At 61.1% G+C, this 18381-nt stretch carries 18 protein-coding genes; 10 read left to right on the forward strand and 8 right to left on the reverse strand.

Annotated elements, in window-relative coordinates; all coding sequences use genetic code 11:
* Positions 1-257 precede the first annotated feature (257 nt).
* The 4 genes from CO664_RS28080 to CO664_RS28095 form a co-directional block, all read right to left on the reverse strand.
* Positions 258-602, reverse strand: coding sequence for a pilus assembly protein (locus CO664_RS28080; RefSeq protein ID WP_234820052.1), 345 nt, complete (start codon positions 600-602; stop codon positions 258-260).
* The gene (locus tag CO664_RS28085; RefSeq protein ID WP_097540591.1) at positions 547-2034 is read right to left on the reverse strand and encodes a type II and III secretion system protein family protein; all 1488 of its coding nucleotides are present in this window, start codon (positions 2032-2034) and stop codon (positions 547-549) included. Before CO664_RS28085 ends, CO664_RS28080 begins: the two co-directional genes overlap by 56 nt.
* A gap of 67 nt (positions 2035-2101) precedes the next feature.
* A complete protein-coding gene (gene cpaB / locus CO664_RS28090) occupies positions 2102-3109 on the reverse strand; it encodes a Flp pilus assembly protein CpaB (protein ID WP_037426280.1) in 1008 nt (335 codons plus the stop codon).
* 94 nt (positions 3110-3203) lie between these two features.
* A complete protein-coding gene (locus CO664_RS28095; RefSeq protein ID WP_037426283.1) occupies positions 3204-3410 on the reverse strand; it encodes a hypothetical protein in 207 nt (68 codons plus the stop codon).
* A gap of 317 nt (positions 3411-3727) precedes the next feature.
* On the opposite strand from CO664_RS28095, the gene CO664_RS28100 reads away from it, so the two are divergent.
* The gene (locus tag CO664_RS28100; RefSeq protein ID WP_037426226.1) at positions 3728-4249 is read left to right on the forward strand and encodes a prepilin peptidase; all 522 of its coding nucleotides are present in this window, start codon (positions 3728-3730) and stop codon (positions 4247-4249) included.
* A 144-nt stretch (positions 4250-4393) separates the two neighbouring features.
* Positions 4394-5452: a phosphatase PAP2 family protein gene (locus CO664_RS28105; RefSeq protein ID WP_097540592.1), complete on the forward strand. Its 1059-nt coding sequence runs from the start codon at positions 4394-4396 to the stop codon at positions 5450-5452.
* A 125-nt stretch (positions 5453-5577) separates the two neighbouring features.
* Here the strand turns inward: CO664_RS28105 and CO664_RS28110 are convergent, their stop codons facing one another.
* The gene (locus CO664_RS28110; protein WP_097540593.1) at positions 5578-6873 is read right to left on the reverse strand and encodes a pilus assembly protein TadG-related protein; all 1296 of its coding nucleotides are present in this window, start codon (positions 6871-6873) and stop codon (positions 5578-5580) included.
* 207 nt (positions 6874-7080) lie between these two features.
* Between CO664_RS28110 and CO664_RS28115 the strand changes: the two genes are divergently transcribed.
* Genes CO664_RS28115 through CO664_RS28130 form a run of 4 tightly spaced genes read left to right on the forward strand, consistent with a single transcriptional unit; the run spans position 7081 to position 10609 of the window.
* Entirely contained in the window at positions 7081-7593 is a 513-nt protein-coding gene (locus tag CO664_RS28115; protein ID WP_097540594.1) for a prepilin peptidase, read from the forward strand.
* 34 nt (positions 7594-7627) lie between these two features.
* Positions 7628-8419 (forward strand): Flp pilus assembly protein CpaB, encoded by a 792-nt coding sequence (cpaB, locus tag CO664_RS28120; protein ID WP_037426235.1) that lies wholly within the window; start codon positions 7628-7630, stop codon positions 8417-8419.
* Positions 8420-8444: 25 nt separating this feature from the next.
* Positions 8445-10187, forward strand: coding sequence for an AAA family ATPase (locus CO664_RS28125; RefSeq protein ID WP_097540595.1), 1743 nt, complete (start codon positions 8445-8447; stop codon positions 10185-10187).
* Positions 10184-10609 carry a TadE/TadG family type IV pilus assembly protein gene (locus CO664_RS28130; protein ID WP_097540596.1) on the forward strand — a complete coding sequence of 142 codons (426 nt, stop codon included), beginning with the start codon at positions 10184-10186 and terminating at the stop codon, positions 10607-10609. Before CO664_RS28125 ends, CO664_RS28130 begins: the two co-directional genes overlap by 4 nt.
* An 18-nt stretch (positions 10610-10627) precedes the next feature.
* On the opposite strand, the gene CO664_RS28135 is transcribed toward CO664_RS28130, so the two are convergent.
* Complete coding sequence (locus tag CO664_RS28135) at positions 10628-11125, reverse strand: pilus assembly protein N-terminal domain-containing protein (protein WP_097540597.1); 498 nt, start codon at positions 11123-11125, stop codon at positions 10628-10630.
* A 269-nt stretch (positions 11126-11394) separates the two neighbouring features.
* Between CO664_RS28135 and CO664_RS28140 the strand changes: the two genes are divergently transcribed.
* The 4 genes from CO664_RS28140 to CO664_RS28155 all read left to right on the forward strand — a co-directional run bounded on the left by CO664_RS28140 (position 11395) and on the right by CO664_RS28155 (position 15117).
* Entirely contained in the window at positions 11395-11556 is a 162-nt protein-coding gene (locus CO664_RS28140) for a Flp family type IVb pilin (RefSeq protein ID WP_097527076.1), read from the forward strand.
* Between the two features lie 108 nt (positions 11557-11664).
* Positions 11665-13089, forward strand: coding sequence for a CpaF family protein (locus CO664_RS28145; RefSeq protein WP_097540598.1), 1425 nt, complete (start codon positions 11665-11667; stop codon positions 13087-13089).
* Between the two features lie 49 nt (positions 13090-13138).
* Positions 13139-14140, forward strand: coding sequence for a type II secretion system F family protein (locus tag CO664_RS28150; RefSeq protein ID WP_097540599.1), 1002 nt, complete (start codon positions 13139-13141; stop codon positions 14138-14140).
* 8 nt (positions 14141-14148) lie between these two features.
* The gene (locus tag CO664_RS28155) at positions 14149-15117 is read left to right on the forward strand and encodes a type II secretion system F family protein (protein ID WP_037426255.1); all 969 of its coding nucleotides are present in this window, start codon (positions 14149-14151) and stop codon (positions 15115-15117) included.
* Between the two features lie 87 nt (positions 15118-15204).
* On the opposite strand, the gene CO664_RS28160 is transcribed toward CO664_RS28155, so the two are convergent.
* Positions 15205-16248: a chemotaxis protein CheB gene (locus tag CO664_RS28160; protein ID WP_097540600.1), complete on the reverse strand. Its 1044-nt coding sequence runs from the start codon at positions 16246-16248 to the stop codon at positions 15205-15207.
* Positions 16249-16256: 8 nt separating this feature from the next.
* A complete protein-coding gene (locus CO664_RS28165) occupies positions 16257-18380 on the reverse strand; it encodes a response regulator (RefSeq protein WP_097540601.1) in 2124 nt (707 codons plus the stop codon).
* Position 18381 lies beyond the last annotated feature (1 nt).

Consider the following 18381-nt stretch of genomic DNA (forward strand, 5'->3'; position numbering starts at 1 on the left):
TTTCCGCCGAGACTCTGATTCGTTGCCGAGGCATCAAAGCCTTCGGGGCAACGACATGCTTTAAAAAACGAGAACGGGACTTTGAAAAATCATGAGCGGCAATTCGCTCGCATCCCGCGTCTCAGCTAATAAAATGCGTTAAATTCCGTATCGTCTTTATGATCTTGGGACCTGGCTAGACCCAGTATTACGGTCAATTTGGTATTTCTATTCCTATTCCCTTCCGGCTCAGTGCCGTTCCTTCAATATTATCCAGTCTACCTTGTTGCTCCGTTCGGCGGCGTGGCCACCGGCAGGATCACCGCCGATGGCGGCGGCGCGCTCGACTGTCTTCCGCCCTGATAGCCACCGATCGCGCGGTAAATCACCTTGCCGTCGCTGGCGATCTGCGTGTTGTACGCCGCCCGCGGGAACGGATCCTGTGTGTGGATGCCCTTGTTGGCCTCCACCGCATTGCCGAGCCCGAAGGTGATCGAGTCGCGGTGATTCAAATAGTCGGCACAGCCGGAGAGAAGGCCGGCTGCGGCGATAGCGAGGAATGCGCGCTTACTTCTTGGAAAGAACAACTGCGCCTCCCACGTCGAGATCGAGCCGGTGGCCATAGGGACCCTTCACGCCTTCGCCATTGCGGAAGCGGCGCAGCATGTCCTTGTCCACCTCCAGAATGCCGAGAGCAAACAGCTCGACGTCGTTGGACGAGCGCGTCTGTTCGAGCGGGCTATAGAGGTCTTCGCCGGGCTTCGACGGCCGCACGATATGCGGGGTGACGACGATGACCAGGTCCGACTCCCTTTTCAGGAAGCTCGTCGAGCGGAACAGCGCCCCGATCACCGGAACCTGCCCGAGCCACGGCAATTGCTGAACGTCCTTGGCGTTGACCGATTGCAGCAGGCCGGCCATCGCAAAGCTCTGACCGTCACGTAGCGCGACAGTCGTACTTGCAGCGCGCGAGATGAAGCCCGGATTGCCGTTGACGCTGATCGAAGGGTCGATTTCGGAGACTTCGGGCTCGATCTTGAGACTGATCAGCCCGCCATCGAGCACCACCGGTGAGAAGGTGAGCCGCACGCCGAAAGGCCGGTAGTCGGTCTCGGTCGCAAGCGTTGCACCGTTCGCGACCGTTGATTGGATCGGCACTTCGCCGCCGGCATGAAAGCTTGCGGTTTCGCCGCTCATGGCAATCAGGTTCGGCTGCGCCAGCCGGCGCACCAAGCCTTTTTGCTCGAGCGCGTTGATGACGATGTCGATCTGGCCGCCGGAAATTTCAAGCACCTTGGCAATCAGCTGGCCGAAGGGCTGCATGCCGGTCGCCGCACCCGCGGCGTCCCCGAGCGTTCGAGCAAGATTACCATCATCATCGACGGTAATACCTTGACTGGTCGTCGCCTTGCCGATGCCGTTCCTGCCCTGACCGGACCAACCGATGCCGAGATCGCGGCCGGTCTGGCGCGAAGCTTCGATGACGCGAACTTCCAGCATCACCTGCTGCGATTCGGCAACACGCAGCTGGTTCAGGACCGGTTCCGCCGAATAGGATTGAGCAATTTCAACCACCCGCTGCAGTTCGACCGCATCGCGAACCGTCCCCGTCAGGCGAATGCGATCATTGGAGTTGAACACCCGCACTTGCGCCGAGGGGGCGGTGGAGCGGATCGCCGATGCAACTTCAGTGAAGTCGGCGGCGACCCGCACGTCGATAACACCGACAAGCGCCTTATTGTCGTCATAGACGGAGATATTAGTAGCACCCGTCTGCTTGCCGCGAATGAACAGCGACTGGTCGGAAAGGGGCACCACGTCGATCATCTCGGCGCTGCCAATGACCAGATCGCCGAAGGGCTTGCCGGTCCTGACTGTAATCGTGTCGTTTGGCGCCAGCGTCACCTGCTGGACCGAGCCGGTGAGGCTTACGAATTTTTCTTGGGCCTTGGCGGGACCCACAACACCGGGTCCTCCATTATAGGCAATTATTGCCGCGGCTACCGCCGCGAGGGTTCCGGCTCTTGCCGCCCCCTTCATGAGTCCCCTGGACATTCCCGCTTCAGCCTCCGCTCCTCGTTCAGCCACAGCGCCTGCGGGCAAAAAAGCCGCTCCCCTCGCTTCACTGGACCATGCCGACTCGGTGCTCTTCGCGCTTCGTCGAGTTCCAGACGCCGACCGTGGCCCATTTTGGCTCTACGGGCAAGAGTGGTTCTGCTTTTCGCTCTGCAATCTGTACCTGTTTTTCTTTAACAGGTTGTTTCATTTTGTCTTCGACGGAATCGATCCGGCTTCCAAGCTCGTCGCCGACCTTGCGCACCAGATTTTCGATGGTCTCGAATCGCCCGTCTTCATTTTTCGCGAGATCCGCGCTGAGGTCGGCGGAGATCAGTCCGCCGCCGAGATCCGCAACCGTGATCGGCCGCGTCTGCTCGACATTGGATGAGGCGATATTGCGCAAAGCCAAAGAAAGCGTGCCGATGCTCGCTCCCAGCGTCAACCGCTGCGCCTCGTCGGTCGTGACCTCGAAGGTGACGGTCTTTACGACAGAAGGCTCGTCCTTGCGCTCATCGGCGGTCTGGTCGACCGCCAGGACCTTAACGCCCTGGAGCAGCACGTCGACATAAGTCTGTTCACTGTTGTTCTGTCGCCGGACGACCCGGGTCAGCAGAACATCGACACGATCCGCCGGCCTCACGAAACCAGCGACGCCCAGAACGTCGTTGACGCGAATGGAAACGGCCTTCATGCCCTGGTCGAGCGCCGCCGACAGAGTGGCGCGCTCGCCGGTCCCGGTAATCTTGGAAGAAAGCACCGGCTCGCCGGGATCGATCGCCTCCATGGCGTAGCGAGGCTCGTCCTTGTCACCGATCACCGACTCGATTGTCTGAAACGAACCTTCCGGCTGTTCGCCGGTCGGCCAAGGGATGGTTTTCAGGCTCTCCGGATAAACCCGATCGCCGAAGCGCATGGGCTTGGCGGCAACCACGAGGGTCTTTTCCGGAGCCTTTACGGAATTAGCTGCTGCAAGTCGAGCCTGTTGTTCCGCGAGATAAGTGCGTGTCCCGAAGACCGCCGCAGAAGCAAGTAAAATGGCGACAGCAAGACTGGTGACCGTCGAAGTACGCATCGCCGACAACTCCATACATGCTAAAATACATTTTCTACAATAATCAAATTGCTAAGGAGGGATTAACAAACCCCTCCTTAGATTCTACCAAACTTCACTGAGTAACGATAGCATCGGTCGATACTGAGTTCATCCACCACGATCCCCATGAGCCCCAAGCATCGCTCAGGTTCCCGCCTGCGGCCGTGACGGTCCCGATCACACCACCGACGAGCAAGGCCAAGAGAATAAGATATTCAGTCAGTGCAACACCGTCTTCTTCCCGCGCGAAAGCGGATACCTTAGCTACAAAAGCTTTCATCGAGAAATTCCTTTCAAATATACTTCGCGTGCCGCAAAATTCCCCGGGCCGCGCCGCCGTTGAGACCATCTCTCCGACTGCCTTGATTAATAAACTGTTAATTTCTGGATCGTCAATCATTATATTTAGCAATTTTCGGAGGAGGTTGCTTATGGTTAAGATAATAAACGAATATCTCTGGCTTTGCGGCGTGAAAAGCGGTATAGAATTGGCGTCCCCTGAATTATATAGTCGGTTTTAAATAGCCCATACGGATTAGATCCCTTCGGTAATTTCTTAAAAATAATCAGTTTGACTGCGTATGGAGTACGATAAAGATGATTTCCGCAATCAACATCTTAATTGTGACAAAAGTATTACTTTTATTTTATGCCGCCTGGAGCGATTTCCGGCTCTGGAAAATACCGAACCTAATCGTGCTGGCTCTTGTCGCCGTTTATGGGTTTTATACTGCCCTGCAGTTGCTGACGGCTGAAGATGTCGGCGCGGCCCTCTTCTCCTCGTCGGGCATTGCCGGCGATGTCGGAGCCGGGCTGCTGCTCTTCGCCATTGGATTTGGCCTATGGTCGTTCAAGCTCTTCGGCGCGGGTGACGCCAAGCTGTTTCTGCCGATCGGCCTCTTCATAGGCTGGCACGGCATGCTGCCCTTTGCGGTCTTCCTGCTGATCGGGGGCGTGGTGACGCTCCTCATCCTCAAGTTGCCGATGCCGCTGCAATTGGCCCACTTGTCCGTGGTGATGCGCGTGGAAGAGATTCGTACGACGCGAAAGATTCCCTACGGCGTCATCATGGCCGCAGCCGCGCTCACCATGATGGCCCTGCGGCCGGGTCTTGCCTAACTCCTAAAACCATTCAGACGAAAAGCAAGAATCGCAAAATAGCAACATTAACGGAGCAGTAACTAATAAATACGGGCGAGTTGACCGCTTAAAAGAATTCAGATCAACTGCCGATTGGGGAAATAATCTATTGGTTTTACAACGATGAGAGCGTTCCTTTCTGCTATGGGGCGAACAAAGGCCGATTACCGCCTTGCCCATTTGATACTGCTATTGCACATTTCTTCCATGTGTGGGCTGGTCTGGTATTTGGGAGTTGAGCCATACTACCGGACCGGCAAGTTCTACCTTCAGCTGTCGTTCATGGCGATGCTGGTTTACGTGATGTGTTATATGCTGTGGACTGTCGTTCGGTTTTTGATCGAGCGGAGAGAGCAGCCGACCGCGGCATTGATCAAGCACATGCGTGATGTTCTGGTCCGGGACGACCGCTATGCCCATGCGCTTCACTCGATGGCAATATTCATTGGGATGATCACGGTCTTTGCGACGATCAAGTCAACGATACCTGCCATCAATCCATTCTCCTGGGATCCTGTCTTCATCGAAATCGACCGTGCAATTTTTGGCGGAGTCGATCCATATATCCTCACAAGTGCGCTCTTCGGCAACGCCTATGCGATTATCGTCATAAACTTCTTCTATAACCTGTGGCTCATTCTCGTTGCGTGCGCCCTGGTGTGGGCCGCGTGGACCTCCAATCATTTCTTGCGCTTGCGCTTCATGTTCTCGGCCCTGCTAGGATGGCTTGTTGCAGGCAATATTCTTGCGATCACCTTTTCATCGGTCGGGCCGTGCTTCGTAGAGCCGTTAACAGGCGATAACACTTATGCCCCGCTGATGCAGCTGCTTGAGCACGTGAATTTGGAGACTCAAATGGTCTGGGCGCTGACTGCTCAGAAAGGCCTCTGGGTCGCCTATACGAGTGAAATCGGGGCGATTTCCGGAATCTCTGCCATGCCGAGCCTGCACGTCGTCTTTGCCGTGACAATCGCCTGCGTAACATGGGGCATGGGACGTCTTCGACGCTGGGTCGGAACCGGTTTTGCGGTCATAATAGGGATTGGGTCAGTCCAACTCGGATGGCATTATGCATGTGACGGCATTGTCGGTGTCGCCCTAGCTCTCCTGTTCTGGAAGGTCTCCGGTTATCTCGCATCTTGGTCACTGGATCATTCATCGCCAGTACTGAAGCCTGCCTAAGCGGACCAGGATATAGACCCAACCCGCGTTGACGGTGTCTACCAAGTCAGCATCCGGGAAGAAACCGGCGAGACGGAGGACGAGAACGGCAGCGGCTTGCCGTCCGTCCCTTGGCAGTTCCCCGACTACTCAACGAGCGACACCGTTCGGCCCACGACGATCTCGTCGGTAGGCGAGGCGCAGGTTTCCATCGTCGAATTCCCCGTGAACGTGATCTGGTCCGCGACGATCTGTGTGCATCCCCCGGACACGGTTGAATTGCCGGTGAAATCGATACTGCCGGTAGGAATGTAGAGGTTTCCTTCCAGGCTCGATTCGGAATTGCCCGTCACCTGATGGGCCACACCGGTGTCGCGCCGGCTGCCGAAGAAGAGCAGCCCGGCGAATGGCCCGGTGGTCGGAGCGGAGAGATCGATATCGCCGTTACCGAGCAGTTTCGCGGCGGCTCCATTGGTGAAGAACAGGGTGACCCCCTCGCCGGTGAGCTTTGCCCCCGCAGTGACCGTGAAGTCGCCGCCGTCTATGATGTAAAGGCCAGGTTTCAGCGCAATGGTGCCATTGATATCCAATCCGCCGCAGAACCGGATTGCGGGGGTCCCGTTCGCAAGCTTGTCGAAGGTGTAGGCGGAATCCGAGATATAGGCGAGCGTTCGACAGGGGAGCTGCTCGACATGCAGCTTGTCGGGCTCGGCGACGGAGGCAAAAGGATCCGCGGTCGGCGGCACCCGCTCGGCGGGTTCGCTACAACCGGTCAGCGTCAGTCCCGTCGTGGTTACGGCCTCGCCGACGGTGTAAACGCAATCGGTCGACATCACTGCGCTGCCGTTCTTCATCAGGAATGCGTCGGCGGCGCTCGAATTCGAGACCACGCTGCAGCCCGACAATTGCACCTGGGTCGAGCCGGTAACGGTTACCGCGCCGGACGCCGCGTTCGACAGCGCCAGCACGCAGGCCTTCGAGCCACCCTTGACCTCGGCGACCGCACGGGCCGAGATCGTCACGGGCTCGCCGATGAAGACGGAGGAAAACAGGCGCGGATGCGTCTCCGTCAGCTCGACCGTGATCTTGCTCGATCCGGCGCTCAGCCCCGGCTTCGTGCCGACGGTCAGGGTACCGGGCGAGTAGCCGGAGGCGCGTGCGATCCTCAGCGCTGTGCTCTCGAGGCCCGATTGCTGGTCGCCCGCCCGATGGCGAATAGCTGCGGCATGGGCCGAGACGTCCGCCGCATGCTGGAGTTTGCGGCTCTCCATATACCAGTAGCCGCTTTCCGCCCCGAGCCCCATGGCACCAACCAGAACGGGGAACACGATCGCCGCGATGACGGCGACGGCGCCGACATCGTCTTCCAAGAACGCGCGCGAAAGGCGCCGCGGGCGCGGCGATGTTTTCCTGGGTTCGCTAACGTTGTTTCCTTTGCGCATCCGAGTGTCCTGGAGTGCTGTTGATCCGGCCGAGGATATATCCCTGCATTGAGGTGGTTGCGATTCGGCCGGGTGGACTAGTCCTCTCCATGCGCCTTTGCGGCCTGTGCTTAGACCATCAGGCCGAGTGGCGACCGGGCGACGCAGAAGGCATATTTCGCAGCACCTCAAACGGCCTTCCCGGCCCTCGTGAAAGGCGCCCTTGTGATGCTCTCCACTTCCGCAGCTTGGCTCGCATTCTTAGTCTTTGCCGGAACGATGACTTATGCCGGCGTAAAGGACGTGGCGACGATGACGATTTCGAACCGTCTCGTCGGTTTTCTGCTGATCGCCTTCGCGGTGCTTGCGCCGCTCGCCGGCCTCGATCTTTCCACGATCTGGTCGAGCATCCTGGTCGCCTCGGCGGTGCTCGCCTGCACCTTCGCCTTCTTTGCCCTCGGCTGGATCGGCGGCGGCGACGCAAAGTTGCTGCCCGTCGCGGTGCTCTGGCTCGGCCCGGGGCTTGCCCTCAGTTTCGTTATCTACGCCTCGGTGCTCGGCGCGGTTCTCACGCTGACGCTGCTGCAGTTTCGCAGGGTGCCGCTGCCGCTCGTCCTGAAGAAGCGCGCCTGGTCGAGCCGGTTGCACCAGCCGCAATCGGGCATTCCCTACGGTGCAGCGATGGCCCCTGCGGCACTTCTCCTGCTCCCGGAAAGCCACTGGTTCTCCGCCCTTCTCTGAGGACTCCCTTAGTCCGTAACGCACAGGTCCTACCATGATCCGCTTGGTCATTCTCCTTTTCGCACTCGCCTCCGGCGGTGCCGCATCCTGGTTGGCGCTCGGCTTCACCGATCAGCCGACAGTCGAGGCAGCCGAAGTTCAACAGTCTCCCTCGCAGGAGGTGCTCGTCGCCGCGCAAGAGCTGGCCCGCGGCACGACGCTCGAGGAGTCGCACCTGCGCTGGCAGGCGTGGGAGGGAGAGATCCCGCCGGTGTTCATCAGCCGCAGCGCACGACCGGACGCGATGGCGACGCTCAAGGGGCTGCTCGCCCAGAGCGGTTTCGTCGCCGGAGAGCCGATCCGCGAGGATAAGCTTGCCCAGCGCGGCAGCGGTTTCCTCTCCAGCATGCTGCCTTCGGGAAAACGGGCGATAGCCGTCCGCGTCACGGCGGAGAGCACGGCCGGCGGCTTCATCCTGCCGAACGACCACGTCGACGTCATCCACACCGTCGCGCGTCCGGACTCATCTGGAAAGGACGGCAAGGTGGCCAGCCGTGCGATCCTTTCCAATATACGGGTGCTCGCGGTCGACCAGACCGTTTCCCAAGGTGCCGACGGTACGTCGGTGGTCGGTAAGACCGCGACACTCGAGGCAGACCCCGAGCAGATCGCCGTCATCGCCGCGGCAGAAGCCTCCGGCACCGTGTCGCTGGCGCTGCGGGCGGTCGCCGACAACCTGGAAGCACCGGTTGTCGAGACGGAAGGAAACCGACCAGGGGTCGTGCGCATTGTTAGTGGTGGGCGGCTGTCGATGGTCGAGGTTCCGTCCCGCTCCGGTGGCAGTTGATTGTTTTTCACGGGATTTCGGACAGATGAAACAGCTCGACGCAAAAGCCCAGGACACCCCGCGGGAACCGGTCGCGCCGCTCCTGTCGATCCCGAAGGTGGACATCGCCGTCTTCTGCCGCTCGGAGGCGTTGAAGGAGACGGTCCACGCGGCGGCCATGGACCGCCGGATGGCTCGCGCCACCGTGACGGTCAAGGAAGGCGGTCTCGAGGAAGCGACGGCACTTTACGCGGGTGTCACTTCGCCAAACCTCGTCGTCGTGGAAAACACCGACGACGAGGAGCGCCTCATGAGTGCACTCGAAGCCCTGGCGGTTGAGTGCGTCACCGGAACCAAGGTCATCGTCGTTGGCTCGTCCAACGACGTGGGACTCTACAAGAGACTCGTGGATGCGGGCGTCAGCGACTATCTGGTCATGCCGCTTGACCCGATCGACTTCGTGGCGGCGGTGCATCGCTGCTTTCGCGACTCTGGCGAAGGGAAGCTCGGGCGCATCGTCGCCTTTATCGGCGCCAAGGGCGGAACCGGATCGTCGACGCTCGCCCATAACGTCGCTTATGCGATGTCGAAGCGCGTCGATGCCGATGTGCTGGTGGCCGACCTCGACCTCCAGTTCGGCACGCTCGGGCTGGATTTCGATGTGGAGGCGGTCCAGGGCATGACCGACGTCCTCAGCAGCCCCGACCGACTGGACGACGTCCTCCTGCGGCGCCTGGCGGTGCCCTATACGGAGCACCTGCACCTGCTTCCGACGACTACCGATCTCAACAGGTTCTTCTATCTCAAGGAGGAGCATGTCGATCATCTGCTCGATGTCGCCCGGTCCAGCTCCTGGCAAATCGTCGTCGATCTGCCGCACATTTGGATGCAGTGGACTCGAAAGATCCTGCTTGAGGCGGACGAGATCGTGATCACCGCAACGCCCGACCTGGCGTCGATGCGCAACGTGAAGAACCTGGTCGACCTCCTGAAGAAGGCGCGCCCCAACGATCCGCCGCCGAGACTCGTGCTGAACAGGACGGACACGCCGAAGCTCGCCGAGATCAAGCCGAAGGACTTCGCCGCCGCTGTCGGTCTTGAGGAAAGCGTATCCGTTCCCTTCGATCCCCAACTGTTCGGCAAGGCGGCCAATAACGGCCAATTGGTCATCGAATCGGCGCCCGAGTCGAAGGCGGGGCAGGCCATAGTATCGCTTGCCTGGCGGGTCGGCGGCACCAGGGAGAGACGGGTGCGGAAGAAGGGTATCGCAGGGCTGGTGCAGAGGTTCACCCAACGGCGAAAGCAGAAGGCAGCGGCGGGGCTTCGTAAGAACGCCCAGGAGCTGAAGAAGTCGGAGGCCGGCGCTTCGGCTGTGGAATTTGCGCTGTTTGCACCGGTGGTGGCACTCGGCCTCGTCGCTATGGCCGATGTGGCACTGGCGCTCCACGAGCGGATGACGATCGACCATGTGCTTCGGGCCGGAGCGCAAGCCGCCATGGCCGATCCGGGGGCGACGCAGGTCGACAAGGTGCTGCAGTCGACGCTGGCGCAAAGCGCGACGCCAGCCAATGTCGCCGTGGCGCCGGTACAGCGTTACTGCGCCTGCCCGGAAAACGCCGACGTCCAGCCGGAGGCCGCGCCGCAATGCGGGACGACATCCTGCGCAAATTCGGCACAGCAGCTGGTATTCTATCGTCTCCAAGCGGCGAAGAATTACCAGCCCATGTCCCTGCCGGAGGCGCTCCCGCCCTTCCAGCTCAACTCCTCGATGCAGGTGCAGGTCCGATGACCCGATCGTTTCATACCCTTCGTCGCGCCTGGCGCAGCCAGTCGGGCGCGACGGCGGTCGAGTTCGCACTTGTCTGTTTTCCCCTGCTTCTGCTGGTCCTTGGCGTGATCGAGTTCGGCCGCGCCTTTTACGTGCGCAACGACCTGTCCTATGCCGCCGACTTTGCCGCCCGGCAGGTGCTCATAGGCCAGATCGCGCGCGATGCGCCCGACAGCGAGGCGCAGTCGAAGCTGGCGAGCGCCGTGCGCGACAAGTTCGGCAGCGGCGATCCCGATCTGCTGCAAATTGCCGTCAGCAAGCAAACGATCAATGGCATCGATTTTCGCGTCCTGTCGATCCGCTACCCGTTCCGTTTCTTCGTCCCCGGGCTGGCCGAAACTCCGTTCAGCCTCGCACTTTCGCGGCGAATTCCGATCGGCTGAGCGTTTTGGTCAGGCCGGTCATTGTTCGCCCCCTTCGTCGAGCGGCGGAGCGTTAGGCGGAGGAGGTGCCGTCGTTTCATCGCTGGGCGGAACCGGGTCGCAATGTTCCGTGCAGCTATAGGTCGATCGCCCGCCGCCGCCGTGCACGGTGACCAGACGGCCGCCCGCTGCGACTACATCGAGAACGATGTTGGCAACCTCGCCGCCTTCAGCGTCCATGACGATGAGGTTCGTCGAGCCGGGCGTCTTGCCGGTCAGGATGACCGTCTTGTCGTCGCTGAGCGTCGCGTGGGCGATGGCGGGATTGCCGATGATGAGCGTGCTCGCCGGTCGGGCGAGGATCAGTGGCCTCGCAAAATCGACAATGACCCTGACGACGCCCTCGGTCTGGCGGCTAGGCTCCAGGGCCGTGGACGGGGGGCTCTCTTCCGCCGCCTGCGCCGCGCTAAGGACGGTACAGGTCATCAGGGCGAGAATAAGCCACCCGGCCCCGCCCTGCCTTGGAACCACTCGCATCGTTCGCTCCCGATCTCTGTGAACGGACACACCTTCCGTTCGAAGAAGGCTGGCAAAAGCAAGAGGATAGTGCGGCCGAACGATTGGACTAGGCCAACAAGCCGACCTTACTGCGGAAGTGGTATCGGCCATCAGGCTGAATGGATCAAAAGGGTTAATAAAGTCTATATCAAGGCCACACAGCAAGCGGGAAACGAGCAGAAGCCGCCCCGGCCTGTGATGCCGAACTTGGCGTCGGCGCAACCCCAACCCACTCGAAGGATCGTCTCATGAAAAATCTTCTCGTCCGCTTCGTCCGCAACGAATCCGGCGCCACGGCCATCGAATACGGCCTGATCGCAGGCCTTATCGCCGTCGTCATCATCACTGCCGTACGGACCGTCGGCACCGACGTCAACACCGCATTCAACGCCATCGCAACGGCCCTCTAAGGCGACCCGAGTCACTGCGTCGGTCGCCAAGCGAAGCGGAAGGCACAATCGCCTTCCGCTGTCGCATCTGAAGAGCACAGCATCTCAACGACGAGTGAAGCGACAACGATGTTCGGCAGAAAATCCACTCCGGATCAAAAGATTACCGAAACGGAAGCGCATGAGGCGGCGCGCGAGGCGCATTCCGCCGCGCCGCGAGAAATGCCGCGGCTTGCCGAAGTCCCGGCCGCCGCCAAGGCGGAAAAGGCCGACCAATACTACAGCCTTAAAAAAGAAATCTTCAGCGCGCTGATCGCCACCATCGACGTGGCGGCGCTGTCGAGCATGGACGGCGAACAGGCGCGCGAGGAAATCGGCGCGATCGTCAACGACATCGTCGCGGCCAAGAAGGCTGGAATATCCATGGCCGAGCAGAACGAGCTGCTCCGCGACATCTGCAACGACATTCTGGGCTACGGCCCTCTCGAACCGCTGCTCGCACGCGACGATATCGCCGACATCATGGTGAATGGCGCCGACCAGGTCTTCATCGAGGTCGGTGGTCGGGTGCACCAGACGGGCATCCGTTTCCGCGACAACGAACAGCTCCTCAACATCTGCCAACGCATCGTCAGCCAGGTCGGCCGTCGCGTCGACGAAGCAAGCCCGATCTGCGACGCGCGTCTGGCCGACGGCTCGCGCGTCAACGTCATCGCGCCGCCGCTCGCGATCGACGGGCCGAGCCTGACGATCCGCAAGTTCAAGAAGGAGAAGCTGAACCTTGACCAGTTGGTCCGGTTCGGCTCGATCTCGCCCGAGGGCGCCGAGATCCTGAAGATCATCGGCCGCGTCCGCTGCAATGTGCTGATTTCCGGTGGCACGGGCTCCGGGAAGACGACGCTCCTGAATTGCCTTACCGGTTATATCGACGATGGCGAACGCATCATCACCTGCGAGGATGCGGCCGAGCTGCAACTGCAGCAGCCCCATGTGGTGCGGCTCGAGACCCGCCCGCCGAACATCGAAGGCCTGGGTGAGATCACCATGCGCAGCCTCGTCAAGAACTGCCTGCGCATGCGGCCGGAGCGGATCATCGTCGGCGAAGTGCGCGGACCCGAAGCCTTCGACCTGCTGCAGGCGATGAACACCGGCCACGACGGTTCGATGGGGACGCTCCACGCCAACTCTCCCCGCGAAGCGATCTCGCGCGTCGAGGCGATGATCACCATGGGTGGCCATTCGCTGCCGGGCAAGGCGATCCGGGAAATGCTGGTTTCATCGGTGGACGTGATCGTCCAGGCGGCGCGGCTGCGCGACGGCTCCCGCCGCATCACACACATCACCGAAGTCCTCGGCATGGAGGGCGACGTCGTGACGACGCAGGATCTCTTCGTCTACGACATCCTCGGAGAGGATCCGAAGGGCAACATCATCGGACGGCACCGCTCCACCGGCATCGGCCGACCGGCCTTCTGGGACCGCGCCCGCTATTATGGTGAAGAAGCGCGCCTGGCCGCCGCCCTTGACGCGGCCGAGATAAAGGCGGCCGCCTGACGGTCGCTTCGTCGAATTCCCCGAGCATCTGACAAAGGCTAATACGGACATGCTGAGTGCTTCGCTGTTTCCCGTGCTCATCTTCTTCCTGGCGTCGACCTCGGTCGGCGGCCTGATGCTCACCGCGTTTTATCCGCGCGCAGCCAAGGCCAGCGCCTATCGGCAGAGATTTGAGCACGTCGCCGGACGCACGGAAATCAAGGCGACAGAGACGACAGACGAGGAACGCCGCGACCGCCGCCGCTCCGTGGAAAAGACACTGCGGGAAATAGAGGAGCAGCAGAAGGCACAGGCGCGCAAGGGCGGCAAGCCGAAGCTCGACGTTAGGCTTCGCCAGGCCGGTCTCCGCTGGTCGATCCGCACCTATTGGTCCGTTTGCGCCGGGTCGGGCCTTGTCACCTATTTTCTGGTGACGCTTCAGGGCCTCGGCGCCTTCGCGGCATTGGGCTTCGCCATAGCTGGCGGACTTTTCCTGCCGCACCTCTATGTGAACATGAAGCGCAATATGCGGCTGAAGCGTTTCGCTGCCGAGTTTCCGAATGCTGTCGACGTGATCGTCCGCGGGCTGAAGGCAGGTCTGCCGATGACCGATTGCCTGAGAGTGATTGCGGCCGAAGCGCAGGAGCCGGTCAAGGGCGAATTCCTCACCATCGCGCAGGACCAGACGCTCGGGCTGCCGGTCGACGAAGCCGTCGAGCGCCTGTGCGATCGCATACCCCTGCCCGAGGCCAGGTTCTTCGCGATCGTCATAGCAATTCAGAGCCGCACGGGTGGCAGCCTCTCGGAGGCACTTGGCAACCTTTCCAAGGTGCTGCGCGAGCGCAAGAAGATGAAGGCGAAGATCAAGGCCATGAGCGCGGAGGCGAAATCCTCGGCCGGCATCATCGGCGCCTTGCCGTTCTTCGTGGCTGGCGCCGTGTACCTGACAAGCCCCGACTACATGTCGCTCTTGTTCACCACGGTCGCCGGAAAGATGGTGCTTGTCGGCTCAGCCCTGTGGATGAGCATAGGCACGTTCATCATGCGCAAGATGATCAACTTCGATTTCTGAGAAAAGACATGAACCTTGGCGCCCACATTCCCGATTCCGACCAGCTGTCCGCGATGTTGGCTGGCCTTGCTGCCTTTTCCGCCGTCGTGGCGGTTTCCTGGCCCTATATTTTCCGCGATACGCTCGCAGAGCGGATGCGCAAGGTGGAGGGCGAGCGCGAGCGCATCAGGCAGCGCGAGCGCACTCGGCTGAATGCCGAGAAGAGCAAAGTTTCCCTTCGCGCAGAGCCCAGGCGCTTCTTTCAGGCGATCGTCGATCGCTTCAACCTTGCCAAGCAGGCGGAGGATGGCAATATCCTTCGCCTGCTGAGCATGGCGGGCTACCGCGGCTACGCGCCGGTGACGACCTTCCTTGCCTTCAGGCTGATAGCGCCATTCGTGCTCTTCGCCGCTTGCCTCATCTATATCTTGCTCGCGCTTCGGCCCGAGGCGCCGTTGCTTGTCGTCATCGCGGTGGCCGGCGCGATGGGTTCGCTCGGCTATTTCGCTCCGGCGATTTTCATCCGGAACAGGATCACCAAGCGCCAGCAAGCGATCCGCCGCTCGTGGCCAGAGGCGCTTGACCTGCTGTTGATCACCGTCGAATCCGGCATGGGCATCGAAAGCGCCCTTCGCAAGGTGGGCGACGAGATTGGCGCGCAATCGCCCGAAGTCGCGGAGGAGATCCTGCTCACTACGGCGGAACTTTCCTATCTCCAGGACCGGCGGCAGGCCTTCGAGAACCTAGGGCAACGGACGGGCGTCGACGGGGTGCGCGCCGTGGTGACCAGCCTGATCCAGGCGGAGAAATATGGAACGCCGCTGGGTCAGGCGCTGCGGGTGATGGCGCAGGAGAACCGCGACATGCGCATGAGCGACGCGGAGAAGAGAGCCGCCGCACTTCCCCCGAAGCTGACCGTGCCGATGATCCTGTTCTTCCTGCCTGTTCTGTTCGCGGTGATCGTCACACCAGCGGCCATTCAGATCATGAGTGTGTAAGTCGATTTAAGGACACATGCAGTTGAGTTGGGGTGGGCGAGCGCGGCGCTGTGTGTCGAGATCGCCGCCTAGCGCCGCAACTCTCTTTCAACGTTCTCGTGTTCCGCTCGTAAGAGCGGTGATCTTCCCGGCTATATCGTCGAGGGGCAGCACGAAATCGACGAGACCGGCCGAGATCGCCGATTTCGGCATTCCGAAGACGACGGAGCTTTCTTCATCCTGCGCAATCACCTTCCCGCCCGCAACATGCAGTGCCCGAAGGCCCTCGGTGCCGTCTTCGCCCATCCCCGTCAGGATGACGGCAAGCGACTCCTCCCCGAAAGCGCGAGCGATTGAACCGAATAGATAGGATCCGGACGGCTTGAAGCCCTGGATGGGATCCTCGTCCACGACGCGAAGGCGTGATCTGCCGGAGACGCCGAGCTGGTGGCCGTCAGGGGCGAGGTAAACAGTGCCGGGCCGCAGGCGTTCGCCATTCGCGCCAACTTTTACCCTGAGCGCAATCGTGGCGTCGAGGGATGCAGCAACGCCTTCGATGAAGCCGTTCGACATATGCTGCACGATGAGGATGGGTGCGGGGAAATCGGCGGACAGGTCCTTCAATATCGAACGGATCGCGGCCGGTCCTCCCGTGGAAGCAGCGATACCCACTATCGCGAGCTGGGTGTTGGCCGCAGGCTGGGGCGTCTCCTTGCGCTGGTGATCGCCGCGCCCTTTCTTGCGCCATTGACGAACGACTTTCACCTGCGCCATGGCCTTGATCGTCGATAGGAACCTCTCCATGGCTGCTTTCTCGAGCGACGTGCCGGATGCAGTCGGCGCCGGGATGACCGCGAGCGCGCCCGAATCGAGCGCACGCGAGGCCATGGCCCCTAGGTGCGAACCGTCTCGATAGGCTACCATGACGACTGGCGTCGGTGCGGTGATCATGATCTCCTTGACGGTTTCGGCGGTGCCGTCGTCCCGCAGCTCCACTGCAACAATATCTGGCAAAAGCTTACCGGTCATCTTGACCGCGTCCTTGCCGTTTTTTGCGACGCCTATGAGCTCGACGGAGGCGTCGCCCAGAGTCGTCCTTTTGATGAGATTCTCGAGATCGGGCGTCGATGTCGCCAGAAGAATACGTGTCATCCTCGTCCTCACACGACCCGACGCATCGTCTCCAGGAAGTGCTGCGCATCGAACTGGTCCTTCCTCAGATAGGCATTTGCGCCGGCACGCAGCCCCCGCACCTTGTCTTCAACCGCCTCCCGACCGGTGACGAGGACGACGGGAGTGTTGGTGAAACGCTCCGATCGACGAATAGCCTCGGTGAGTTCGAAGCCGTTCATCGACGGCATGTCGACGTCCGCGACGACCATATCGGCGCCGTCGTCAAGAAGCTGCTGCCAAGCCTCCCGGCCATTGCTTGCCATTTTCACATCGTACCCGGCGCCTTCGAGGATGAGCTTGACCAGCGTTCGGACGTATTTTGAATCATCGACGACGAGCACCTTGCGCCGCGCGGCCTGAAGTGGCCGGGGCATGCGTGCGCCGTCCGTCGACCGTGTCCGGGCGGCGGCCTCGGCGAGTGCTGCAACGTTGAGGAGGAGGGCGATGCGCCCGTCGGGTAGGACCATGCCAGCACTATAGCGACGAACCTTCGTAAGCCGTGGGCCGAGCGGGCGTGCGAGAAGGTCCTGCTCCCCGGCAATAGAATCGACAAGCACCGCCACCGGCCCGCCCGGAGCGTCGAGCACGACCGCCGGCACGGCATGCCGGGTATCGGAGCTAGCCGACCGCATCCCGAGCCAATCGGCGAGATCCACGAAAGGCATCGGACCGGTCGGGGTGCTGAGGATGTCCGTCCCCTCAGACGTTGCAAAGTCTTGCGCATGAACGCGCATCACCCGCTGGACCGATGCCGTGTCGATCGTGAACATATACTCCCCTGCCATGACCATCACTACACGCACCATCGCAAGAGTCAGAGGGAGCGTGAGGGTAAAGGCCGCACCTCCCGTCGGCACTTGCGAGACCTCCGCTGTACCTCGCAGCGTTTCGACATTGCGTTTGACGATGTCGAGTCCTATGCCGCGCCCCGACAGGCTGGTAACCGTCGCGGATGTCGAGAGGCCCGGCTCGAAGACACGCCTCAGGAGCTCCGCTTCGTCTTTCACCTCCTCCAGATGTTCGCCGGCTGCCTTGCTGAGCCGGGCTACATCCACACCACGGCCGTCATCCTCCACGCGCACCTGCATCCGATCTCCTGATATCGCGGCGGCAATGACGACTCTTCCCCTTTCCGGCTTTCCCGCCTTTCGGCGTTCCTCGGGCGACTCGATGCCATGTGCGACTGCATTGCGCACGAGATGGCGAAGCGAGTCCTGCAGACCGGAAAGAATGGAACGGTCGATCTCGATCTCTCCACCCCCGATTTTCAGTTCCGCCGATTTCCCCGACGCGGCCGCCATGTCACGTACGACCCGATCGAGCCCCTTGCAGGCTTCCGCGAACGGTTGCGTGCGTGCGTGCCGTACCTCGTTTTCGAGTGCTGTCGCGACAGTGTGCATCAGTCTCATTTCCCGGCGCAGCGATGTCGCAAGCTGACGCAACCCGTTTTCGATACCTGCCGCCAGCGCGGCAGACTCGGGGACCGTGCCCCTCAGTTTCATTGCCTGCTCCCGCAGCAGGGATGCCTCCTCGGCGTGGCGCCGAATGACCGCGCCAAAGCTGAGCAGTTCGCCACTCCTGTATAGAAGAGCATCCAGTCGATCGGCGGAGACGCGCATGGAGCCGTCGGTATCGCTGTTGCGAACGGCCACCTGCCCCATCTGCGGAGGCCGTGGATTCGATTTGCCGCTGGGGTCATCCTCCCCTGTCGCCACGGCAGACTTCAGGGCATCGACCACGCTCTCCCCGTGCGCGGGCGAAGGCGTCTCCCCGCTTTCCAAGAGGTGGGCCGCGTCCTGGATTGCGTCTGCGGCAGACAGAAGCAGTTCCAGCCTGGATTTCTCGAGCACGAGCTGCTCATTTACCGTGATGGAGATTATCTCTTCCATCCAGTGACAAATCGCTTCCACACCTCGCACTTGAAGCAAACCGGCGGCGCCCTTGAGGCTATGCACGGTCCTTAGTAGCTGCTCCTGCAGGCGGAGTTTCTCGTCGGCCCCGCCGGGGTCCTCGATGGCGAGCAATGTCTGCTCCATGTCGGATGCACGCTCGCGCACTTCCTGGGTGAACATCTGCAGCAATTCTCGATCGAATTGGTCGCGTTTTGTCATG

Source organism: Sinorhizobium sp. NG07B, assembly GCF_002532005.1.
Lineage (GTDB): Bacteria > Pseudomonadota > Alphaproteobacteria > Rhizobiales > Rhizobiaceae > Sinorhizobium > Sinorhizobium fredii_C.